The sequence below is a fragment of the Rhizobium sp. SG2393 genome (assembly GCF_042610495.1).
In the GTDB taxonomy this organism is placed as follows: Bacteria; Pseudomonadota; Alphaproteobacteria; order Rhizobiales; family Rhizobiaceae; genus RU20A.
On sequence record NZ_JBHGAP010000006.1, the window covers coordinates 132,780 to 142,753 of the forward strand.

The window sequence follows — 9,974 nt, forward strand, 5'->3', positions numbered from 1 at the left end:
CCCGCAGACGGCGCCCCGCAGCGCCCGGGCCACTGGCCTCCATCCGGCCGGCATCGGAAGCCACGACAACACTCTTTACGAGCATTCTTAAAGTCGAATGTTTTAATTTACGGTTGCCTGCACATGCCGGAAAAGTGCGGGTGGCGAGGCTGCGCCGCCGGAAAGCGACGGCGCAGCCCGGTGTCGGACAATCGGGTCTCAGAACTCGACGAGATAGGTCAGGCCACCGGCGACGGCCCAGTCACCCTTGGCGGTCGCATCATAGGTCGCGCCTTGCAGGGCGCTTTGCGAACCGCCCGTCAGATAGGAGAGCGCCGCGCCCGCGCCGAAGGTGCCGATGGACGTCTTGTATTCCGCGCCGAGACCCATCGTCCATGTGTCCGTCGTGATATCGGCACCGGAACCGACGCCCTGATCCCAGGTGAGGTTGACCGTGCCGGAAAGCGCATCGGTGAACTCATGGCCGACACCCACCTGAACCGTGTAGCCATCCTTGTAATTGAAGACGCGATGGCTGGAGGCGAGATTGCTGACGGTGTAGTCGAAGCTTGGCAGGACGCTCCAGTCGGTCCACAGGACCGAGCCGTAGACGAGCCAGCCGGGAGCAACGCCGGTCTGGGCGGAAAGCTTCAGCGATTGCGGCAGCTTGCCGCCGCCCACGGCCGACAGCGGATCGATGATGCCGAGACCGGCAGCCAGATCGGAGGGCGTGAAGACGCCGGTCGCGGTGTGCTCGACGGCGGAGCGGTAGAGCAGCTGGAACCGCATGGCATAGTCCGGCACGTCATAGGCCGCGCCGAGACGATAGCCCCACTCGCCCTTGTCCTTCAGGCGGACATTGCCCAGCCATGTATCTTCGCGGTAGTCGAATGTCTGGTAGAAGGCACCGCCAATGGCGTAAAAATTGCCGGGTCCGACCGGAATCCGGACAGCGCAGGTGCCGGCATATTCCTTGCTGTCGAAGGACATGGAGGTGGTCGGATTGGCGAGAATGCCCTGCGCGGTGGCCGTCAGAAACTCGGCGTTCTGCGCGCCCTCGCCATAGGTCGCCGAAGCGCCGAAGGGTTCGTTGGGCGTCAGCGCGCAGGAGAGATTGTCGCCAAGCTTGGCCTTGAGGGCGACGCCCACGCCCCAGAAGGAATCGGCGTAGTGCCCGTCATTGGCCTTCTCGCCCATGAGGGTCGCATAGCCACGGCTCGGCGAAACCACGAAGGCCCCCGACCGCAGGCTGACGGTGCCCTGCGTGAACAGGATGTCCGTATCGGCCTCCGCCCGCGAGAAGCCACCGGCTGCGGCCCCGGAAGCCAGAAGGCACACGCCGATCGCCACCCCCGACGCCAGCGCCGAAGCGCGAGTTACCCGTATCATCTGCATCGACATGATCCCCTTTTCTTTGAACGCATGCTTCACCGGCGTGATCCCCATCTCACCACCGTCTCATCAAAAGCCATTTCAGCCACTCCGCGATGGCCCCGTAGGGCGGCTGTGCCAGCCGCGACGGATTGAACAGCCGCACCTTCGTGATGCCGCGGGCATGGGAGAAGCGCACGAAGCCCTCGCGCCCGTGATAGGCCCCGATGCCGCTGGCGCCGACGCCGCCGAAGGGCAGGTCGTTCTGCGTGACGTGCAGCAGCGTGCCATTGACGGTCACGTTGCCGGAGATCGTTTCCCTCAGGATCCGGCGCTCGGTGGCGCTCTGGTGCGTGAAGGCGTAAAGGGCGAGCGGACGCGGCCGTGCATTGATGAAGGCAAGCGCGTCCGAGAGATCGTCATAGGGCACGAGCGGAAGGACGGGTCCGAAGATCTCCTCTGCCATCAGCGCGCAATCGGCCGGCGGATCGATCACCACGGTGGGGGCGATCACCAGTCCGCGTGGCGGGCGGGCGACATCCGCCGTCAGGATCTTCACGCCCCGCTCCCGGCATTCCTGCAGGCCATTGAGCAGACGTTCATAGGCGCGCGGGAGGGCGAGCGTCGAATAGTCGGACCCTGTGGTGCCGGCGGGATAGAAGCGCTGCGCCCGGTCGATGAAGGCTTCGGCGAGGGCCCCGAGCTTGCGGCGCTCCACCAGCACGTAGTCGGGTGCGATGCAGGTCTGCCCGGCATTCATCAGCTTGCCGAAGGCGATATCGCGGGCCGCGTCTTCGATCGGATAGTCGGGCGCCACCAATGCCGGCGACTTGCCGCCGAGCTCGAGGGTGACGGGCGTCAGGTTCTCCGCCGCCGCCGCCATCACCTTGCGCCCCACGGCGGTGGAGCCTGTGAAGACGAGGTGATCGAAGGGTAGCCTTGCAAAGGCCGCGGCCAGGTTGACGCCGCCCTCGACGACGCTCACCTCGTCGGGAGAGAAATAGGCGCCAATCCTCGCCGCCAGAAGGCGGGAGGTTTCGGGCAGGAGTTCGGACGGCTTGATCATCGCCCGGTTGCCGCCCGCCAGGACATCGATCAGCGGGCCGAGCGCAACGAACAGCGGATAGTTCCAGGATGCCATGATGCCGACCACGCCGAGCGGCTGGTAGCGGACATGGTTCTTCAGTTGCACGAATTCGAAGGAACGCCCGCGCCGATCGGCCTTCATCCACCGGCCGAGATGGGCCCTTGCGTGCCGGATGGCACCCATCAGGGGTGCAATCTCGAGCAACTTGGTTTCCTCATGCGACCGGAAGCCGAAATCTCTGGAGATGACGTCGCTGAAGGCATCGGCCGATTCCGTCAGCAGCCTGCCGAGGCGGGCGAGGCGGTCGCGTCGCAAGCCGAGATCCGGAAAGCCGTCCTTCAGGAAGGCGGCCCTCTGGCTGGCAAGGGTCGAAAGCAACGGCTGGTCGTCCATATCAGCCAACGCTTTATTCCGCGACATTCGGCGTCATCACGACAGAACGGACGCGGTGCAGATGCCCGAAGACGACCATGGCACCGCCTGCGCCGAGCGCGAGGGGGACAAGGCAGAGCCAGGCGAATTCGGACCCGCCCCATGCCGCGAAGGCAGGCCCGGCAGCGGCCGTGCCAAGCGTGGCGCCGATGATGGCGATGACGAGTGTGCGCGAGACGAGCGAACCGTCCCGGTCGTTCTCCGTGATGATGCCGGTGACGAAGGGGGTGACGATGTAGAAGCCGACATTGACCAGGATCTGGGCCGTGATGAACGCCGCCCGCGTCGGAAAGTTGAACAGGCAGTAGATCGACACCGCCATGATCAGGAAGCCCGCCATGACCAGCGGCAGACGCTTGCCCTTGTCCGTCGTCAGGGCCGGAACGACCGCGCCGGCAAAACCGGCCAGGGACGAAATGGCAAGATAGATGCCGAGCTCACTGTTCTGCAAACCGATCTGCTCGCCGACATAGCCGCAGATCGCCCACTGGGCAGCCTGCACGGCATAGGTGAGGAAGACGATCCCCATGGCGGCCAGCATCTTGTCGCGGTCGAGATGGGCCTGTTCCGACACCGGCTGGCTGTCGGCGGCCCGGCGGGTGATCAGGAAGAAGAGCGGCGCCATGGCCGCGGCGAAAAGGGCGATCGTCAGGAAGACGTTCGAACCGGCCTGAAGCTGCGGCACGATCGAGATGATGAACAGGAGCAGGCCCATGGCGGAACCGCCGAACAGGCTGATTTCGCCCCAGAGCCGTTCGGCATCCGCCTTGGAGGCAAGGCTGGCGGCCACGAGACTGAAGATGGCACCTTCGCCGAGCCCCGCGAGCAGGCGCGCACCGACAAGCGGCACCGGATCGGGCAGAAGGAAGCTTGCGGTCTGGCCGGCCACGATGGCGAGAGCGCCGAGCCCGGTCACCATCCGCCAGGATTTCAGCGCCAGCCGCGGGAAGAAGAGGCCATAGATGGCAATGCCGGCCAGTTCGGCACTGGCAACCAGCGTTGCCAGTCCTTCATCGTAGCCCGGCAGCTTGCTGATCGCCAGCACGACGACAGGCATCACCATGGTTCCGTTAAGCGCCGCCGCATAGGCAGCACTCAGACCCAGAATCCACCAGATCATGGTCGTTCCCCTTCGAAGCCCGGCGTCTTCCCGCCAGTGCGTTCCCGTTCTCGTTCGCGGTTTCAATTTGCCCACGTTGACTGCTAATGTATGAGGCGGAAGACGGCAGACACAGAGGGAAATGGGGCCTGTTTGGTATCAAATCCGGCCAAGTCCGGCCGGATGAGACCGGAGCGGTTGACCGCTCGCGGCTCCGCCTCCCCAGTGACACCTTCAGCCTTGCCGTTTGCAGAGGCCGGCCTTGCGAGAGGCGGTCGCATCTGCAGCCGACGAGATCCGTGTTGTTCGGGGACACAGCATGAAAGCAGTCGATACAAGGTATGTGACGGCCAACATACCGGCTTTCCTGATCCGCAGTCTGGTCGCCGCGCTTGCCGATCTCGGCATCCAACCGGCCAGGGTCCTTGTCGGCCTCGGCCTGTCCGTGGAGGATCTCAACGATCCCGCCTGCCGCGTCTCTTTCCGGCAGGGGCGCGAGGCTATCGTCCGCGCCTTGAAGATGACACGCGGCCAGGCGCTGGGACTGGAGACGGGTCGCAGGGAGAAGATCACGTCCGTGGGTCTCGTCGGCTATGCGATGCTGACGGCTGCGACGATCGGCGATGCCGTGAAGCTCGGCCTCGAACTGCAGAAGGACACCGGCAGCATGCTGGAGTTCGATGCCCGCACGTCGGCGGACGGTGTCGCGGTCACCGCGTACAGCCGCTACCCCGATCCCGAGATTCATGTGTTTCTGGTAGAGGAAGCCTTTGCCAGCTTCATGGGCATCGCGACGGTTCTGGCAGGCTCCGAATTCAAGCCGCAGCGGGTGGACTTCGCCTTTCCGCCCCCCGTCCACGCCGCCGCCTACCACGCCGTGTTCGGCTGCCCGGTGCATTTCGGCCAGATCGAGAACGCCTTCGTCTACGATGTCGCCTGGTACAAGCGTCCCCTGGCCAGTGCGGACCCCTTTGCCCACCGCCAGCTTCTGGAATTTCTCGCCTATAGCGGCGCGCGCAAGCGCGAGGCCTCCGAGATCATTGAATCCGTGGAGCGGGTCTTCCGCCAGAAGCTTCAGGAGAGGAACCATTCCGCCGCCAAGGTGGCGCGCGAACTGGGCATGAGCGAACGCACCCTGCGCCGCCGGCTGGCCGAAAGCGGCGTCTCGTTCCAGTCCCTCCTGGAGCGCTCGCGCAAGCACCGGGCCATGGAGCTTCTGGCCAATCCCCACATGTCGGTCGAGCAGATCGCCTATGCGGTCGGCTTCACCGATCCGCACAATTTCCGCCGGGCCTTCCGCCGGTGGACCGGCACGACACCCCGCGAGGTCCGGGCCGAAATATCGAAGCTTTGACCGGAAAAGACCCCTATTAGGACCGCTTTACCGCTTATCCCCCTGAAACCGTCCCTGTAAAATCCGGAGAAATACAAAATAGAAGGGGATGACCCGCCACAAGGCGGGCACGCGGTTGCCAGAGTATGAGCGGGCACGACAAGTATATTTTATCAATCGATCTTGGAACGAGTGGATGCAAGGTGGGGTTGGTCTCACTGTCAGGCGACGTTGTTGCCTGGGCCTTCCGCCCTGTTCAGTTGATGGTCGTCGATGGTATTGGCGCGGAACAGAATCCGGCCGACTGGTGGAGCGCTTTTCTGGCGGCCGCCCGCGAGGTGATGGCCGCGCATGGTGCGGACCCCTCCTCGGTCGTCGCCGTCTGCACGTCTGCCCAGGGCGAAGGCACGATCCCGGTGGACCGGGACGGCAACACGCTGATGAACGGCGTCATCTGGCTCGACATGCGTGGCGCCCGGCATCTGAAGAAGCAGATGCGCGGATCGCTCAAGGTCGCCGGCTATGACGCCGTCAAGCTGCAGAAATGGTTGCGCCTGTGCGGGGGAGCGCCTGCGCTGTCGGGCAAGGATCCGGCCGCGCACATGCTCCTCATCCGCAACGAGTTTCCCGAGATCTACGAGAAGACCTACAAGTTCCTGAACGTTCTCGATTTCTTCAATCTGCGGCTCACCGGGCGCTTCTGCGCCACGCAGGACTCGATCCTGACATCCTGGGTGACCGACAATCGCGACAGCGACAACATCCGCTACGACAGGACGCTGATTGCGATGAGCGGCATAGACCGCGACAAGTTTCCGGAGCTGGTGCGCTGCACGGACGTGATCGGAACCCTGCTGCCGGCCGTGGCGGACAGTCTCGGCCTCAGCCCCAAGACGCCGGTCGTGGCCGGCGCCATCGACAATACGGCGGCGGCGATCGGCGCGGGCACCTTCGCCGATTACGACGCCCATCTCTACATGGGGTCGTCCTCCTGGATCGCGGCGCATGTGCCGTTCAAGAAGACCAGTCTCATGACGCAGATCGGGTCGGTGCCCTGCGCGGTGCCCTCGCGCTACCTCATGATGGCGATGCAGTCGAGCGGGGCGGCCAACATCGCCTTCCTCAAGGACCGGATCGTCTTCCACAAGGACGGCCTGATCGATGCGGAGCCCTCCGCCGATACCTATCGCGTTCTCGACGAGATCGTGGCGCGAACGCCGGCAGGCGCCGACGGCGCCGTCTATCTTCCCTGGCTGTTCGGCGAACGGGCGCCGGTGGATGATTCCTCGCTGCGTGCGGCGATCTTCAATCTGAGCATGCAGCACAACCGCGAGACGCTGGTCCGTGCGGTCTTCGAGGGGGTCGCCCTCAACACGCGCTGGATGATGAAGCCGGTGGCGCGCTTCCTCGGCCGCCGGCCGCAGGAGATGACCATGATCGGCGGCGGCGCCATGTCGAGTTCCTGGTGCCAGATCTTCGCCGATGTCCTCAACGTGCGGATCCGCCAGCCCGTCGATCCGGTCAAGGCCAATGCGCGCGGCGCAGCCTTCATCGCCGGCGTCGGGCTCGGGCTGATGGCCTTCGAGGATGTGCCGGGTCTTACCCGGCTGGAGAAAACCTACGAGCCGACGCCCGGCAACCAGGCCCTCTACGGCGATCGCTTCGGGGTCTTCTGCGAACTCCACCGGCGTCTTGCGCCGCTCTACAACCAGCTGAACGGGAAGAGAGGCAATCCGCATGGCTAGCTATCTCGCACAACGGCAAAGCGTGGCCGACATGTCGCGCTATCTTGCCGACCACAACTACTTTTCGGGAACGGGCGGCAACATCGGGGTCCGCGTCGACACCACCGTCATGGCAGTCACGCCTTCGGCCACGGACTACTACACGATCCGCGCCGAGGACATCGTGCTGCTCGATCTCGACACGTTGAAGGTGATCGAAGGCGAGAAGACACCGACCATCGAAAAGGGACTGCATGCGCGGATGCTCCGGGTGAACCGCAATCGTCACGCCAGCGTCCACACCCATCAGCCGATCGCCAGCGCGGTCGCCCTCCTGCATGCAACGCTCAAATGGCCTGAGGGCAGCGACCTGCAACTGCTCGGTCCGCAGATCGATCTGGTGCCCTACAGGCCCTCGGGAACGGGGATGCTCGCCAAGGCCTTCGAGAAGGCGCTGAAGCCCGGCACCTATGCCTATCTGCTGGCGAGCCACGGCGTCATCTGCGCCGGCCGCGACCTGAAGGAAGCCGTGGACATGATCCGCCGAATCGATGCGGCCGCCGCCGCCCATCTGCGCGATCTCGCCAGCACGCGCACCACGCTCGACCGCCACCTGAAATCGCTCGTCACGAGCGTCCTGGAACACGCCGGAAAAATGGGAGAAGCCCGATGAACATGAACGTGACACCCACGCAAGCCAGCAGAGCCGCTTACAGCATCAGCGCCTGGCCGGACAACAAGGAGCTGATGGACCGCCTCGGCGCCCTGCTGAAGCTGCCGCCCCGCGGGATCGCGAAGGCCAACATGCCGAAGGTGCTGGAGTATTTCGAGCAGAAATGCACGACCTCCAAGGCCTGGGCCAAACGCGCCGCCGAGGTCATTCCAGGGGGCGTGCAGCACAACCTCGCCTTCAACTATCCCTTCCCGATTGCCGCGGCGAAGGTGGACGGCGCCCATATGTGGGATGTCGACAACAACCGTTACATCGACTTCCTCCAGGCCGGCGGCCCCACCCTGCTCGGATCGAACTACCTGCCGGTCCGGCAGAAGGCCCATGAGGTGATCGACGAATGCGGTCCGGTGACGGGCCTTCTGCACGAATACGAATTCAAGCTGGCCGAAATCATCCGCCAGTACATGCCGGGCATCGAGATGTTCCGCATGCTGGGCTCCGGCACAGAGGCCTGCATGGGCGCCATCCGCCTCGCCCGTGCCCATACCGGCAAGAAATGGGTGATCAAGGTCGGCGGCGACTATCACGGCTGGAGCGACCAGATGGTCTACGGCATGCGCGTGCCCGGCACGGGGCGCCGCGAGGCGACGGGCATTCCGAAGGGGGCAACCGCCTATACGCAGGAAGTGTTTCCGAACGAACTCGGCACGCTGCGCCGCAAGCTGATGCTGAACCGGATTCGCGGCGGCACCGCCGCCGTCATCGTCGAGCCGCTCGGACCGGAAAGCGGCACCCGCCCGGTGACGCCGGAATACAACAGGGAGGTGCGCAAGCTCTGCGACGAATTCGGCGCACTGCTGATCTTCGACGAGGTCGTCACCGGCTTCCGTGTCGGCATGGGCGGCGCGCAAGGCTATTTCAACGTCAAGCCCGACCTGACCGTGTTCGGCAAGTGCCTGACCGGCGGCTATCTGATGGCAGGCGGCATCGGCGGCTCGAAGGCGGTGATGATGTCGCTGGTCGGCGGCATCGGAACGTCCAGCAAGCGCGCCTTCGTCGGCGGCACGCTGTCGGCAAACCCGCTCTCCTGCGTTGCGGGCTACTATGCGATCGAAGAAATGGCGCGCACCAACGCACCGGTCCTTGCCGGCCGCGCCGGCGACAGGCTCGCCGCAGGCCTCAAGGAAATCCTCAACCGCCTTGGCCTGCCCTATGTCGTCTACAACATGGGCTCCATCGTCCACCTGCAGACCTCGGCCGTTCTCCTGATGAGCATGCGCAATCCGCTCAAGCTGATGCGGGAAGCCAATGCGCGCAAGCATCTGATGGAGGAGATGGGCGCGGCCTACATGGCGCACGGCATCCTCACGCTGGCCGGCAGCCGCATCTACACCAGCATGGCCGACACCGACGAGGTGATCGACGATGCGCTGAACCGCTTCGAATCCGTTTTCCGACTGGTGTGACATGGGCACGCGGATCGACCCCTCCTCGATCGAGGAAACGCTGGCGATGGCCGCCGCCCGGCTTGCCGGCAAGGGACTGCTGACGCACGGGGACGTGCTGTCGCAACGCATTCCCGAGCAGAACAAGCTTGTCGCCGTGACGATCAACCGGAATCAGGATGTTCCGGACAGCGTCGTGTGGCAGGATCTGTCGGGAAAGCCGCAGGGGCTGCACCACCGCATCTACGCCGCCCGGCCCGATGTCGGGGCCATCGCGGGCGGCCAGATGACCTGGACACGCGCCCTCGCCCGGCTCGACGTATCGCTTCCGGCGGTCTTCGACGAGCAGGTCCGCCATCTCGGCGTCGAGGCTCGTCGGGTGGCGTTCCGGTCCGGCGAGAACTGGCCGCTCGCCACCCTTGCCAACGGCGCCAACGCCTATTGCTTCGACGATCTTGCCCTGTGCTTCGGCATGGGGCTGGAGCGCCTGCTTCTCAACATCGAGATCCTGGAAAAATGCGCGGAGTCCTTCGTTCTCGCCTACAGCGCGGCGGGCACGGCGAAGCGCATTCCCTGGCTCATCCGCTACATCGCCAACGGGCGGTTGAAGAAGGACCAGAAGGATGCCGCCACCCGCCACCTCAGCGGCGAGCGGTCCATCATGAAGGCCGGCTACTAGGGTGTGTCCAGCCGAAGCATGGCCGCTTTGGCATCGGAAAGGTGTTGCCGAGCAGGAATTGGAGCACGTCCAGCAAAAGTGCGTCAGCGGTTTTGCGTCCGGACTGCGTCAAAACAAAGAGATGGAGCATTTCCGGTGATCTCGTGTCACCG

The 9,974-nt window shown here is 64.6% G+C and carries 8 protein-coding genes; 5 read left to right on the plus strand and 3 right to left on the minus strand.

What is annotated here, in order from left to right; genetic code table 11:
* Positions 1-198: 198 nt before the first annotated feature.
* From ACED18_RS14290 to ACED18_RS14300, 3 genes are read right to left on the minus strand one after another with little or no spacing between them, the layout of a single operon-like run.
* Entirely contained in the window at positions 199-1,380 is a 1,182-nt protein-coding gene (locus ACED18_RS14290; RefSeq protein WP_377293332.1) for an outer membrane protein transport protein, read from the minus strand.
* Between the two features lie 46 nt (positions 1,381-1,426).
* Positions 1,427-2,830 (minus strand): coniferyl aldehyde dehydrogenase, encoded by a 1,404-nt coding sequence (locus ACED18_RS14295; protein ID WP_377293498.1) that lies wholly within the window; start codon positions 2,828-2,830, stop codon positions 1,427-1,429.
* A 13-nt stretch (positions 2,831-2,843) separates the two neighbouring features.
* Positions 2,844-3,989: an MFS transporter gene (locus ACED18_RS14300; protein ID WP_377293334.1), complete on the minus strand. Its 1,146-nt coding sequence runs from the start codon at positions 3,987-3,989 to the stop codon at positions 2,844-2,846.
* A 298-nt stretch (positions 3,990-4,287) separates the two neighbouring features.
* Here ACED18_RS14300 and ACED18_RS14305 point away from each other — a divergent pair, with 298 nt between their 5' ends.
* The 5 genes from ACED18_RS14305 (at position 4,288) to ACED18_RS14325 (ending at position 9,822) form a co-directional block, all read left to right on the plus strand.
* Positions 4,288-5,322, plus strand: a complete 1,035-nt coding sequence (locus ACED18_RS14305; protein ID WP_377293336.1) for an AraC family transcriptional regulator — start codon at positions 4,288-4,290, stop codon at positions 5,320-5,322.
* Between the two features lie 125 nt (positions 5,323-5,447).
* Positions 5,448-7,046, plus strand: coding sequence for an FGGY-family carbohydrate kinase (locus ACED18_RS14310; RefSeq protein WP_377293338.1), 1,599 nt, complete (start codon positions 5,448-5,450; stop codon positions 7,044-7,046).
* Complete coding sequence (locus tag ACED18_RS14315; protein ID WP_377293340.1) at positions 7,039-7,698, plus strand: class II aldolase/adducin family protein; 660 nt, start codon at positions 7,039-7,041, stop codon at positions 7,696-7,698. The genes ACED18_RS14310 and ACED18_RS14315 overlap by 8 nt, the downstream gene beginning before the upstream one ends.
* Complete coding sequence (locus tag ACED18_RS14320) at positions 7,695-9,164, plus strand: aspartate aminotransferase family protein (protein WP_377293342.1); 1,470 nt, start codon at positions 7,695-7,697, stop codon at positions 9,162-9,164. The genes ACED18_RS14315 and ACED18_RS14320 overlap by 4 nt, the downstream gene beginning before the upstream one ends.
* A gap of 1 nt (position 9,165) precedes the next feature.
* Complete coding sequence (locus ACED18_RS14325; RefSeq protein WP_377293344.1) at positions 9,166-9,822, plus strand: hypothetical protein; 657 nt, start codon at positions 9,166-9,168, stop codon at positions 9,820-9,822.
* Positions 9,823-9,974 lie beyond the last annotated feature (152 nt).

Excerpts from the sequence above, each read along its gene's own strand:
- ACED18_RS14300 (WP_377293334.1), bottom strand. The coding sequence starts at position 3,989 with ATGATCTGGTGGATTCTGGGTCTGAGTGCTGCCTATGCGGCGGCGCTT.
- ACED18_RS14315 (WP_377293340.1), top strand. The coding sequence starts at position 7,039 with ATGGCTAGCTATCTCGCACAACGGCAAAGCGTGGCCGACATGTCGCGC.
- ACED18_RS14320 (WP_377293342.1), top strand. The coding sequence starts at position 7,695 with ATGAACATGAACGTGACACCCACGCAAGCCAGCAGAGCCGCTTACAGC.
- ACED18_RS14310 (WP_377293338.1), top strand. The coding sequence starts at position 5,448 with ATGAGCGGGCACGACAAGTATATTTTATCAATCGATCTTGGAACGAGT.
- ACED18_RS14295 (WP_377293498.1), bottom strand. The coding sequence starts at position 2,830 with ATGGACGACCAGCCGTTGCTTTCGACCCTTGCCAGCCAGAGGGCCGCC.
- ACED18_RS14325 (WP_377293344.1), top strand. The coding sequence starts at position 9,166 with ATGGGCACGCGGATCGACCCCTCCTCGATCGAGGAAACGCTGGCGATG.
- ACED18_RS14290 (WP_377293332.1), bottom strand. The coding sequence starts at position 1,380 with ATGTCGATGCAGATGATACGGGTAACTCGCGCTTCGGCGCTGGCGTCG.
- ACED18_RS14305 (WP_377293336.1), top strand. The coding sequence starts at position 4,288 with ATGAAAGCAGTCGATACAAGGTATGTGACGGCCAACATACCGGCTTTC.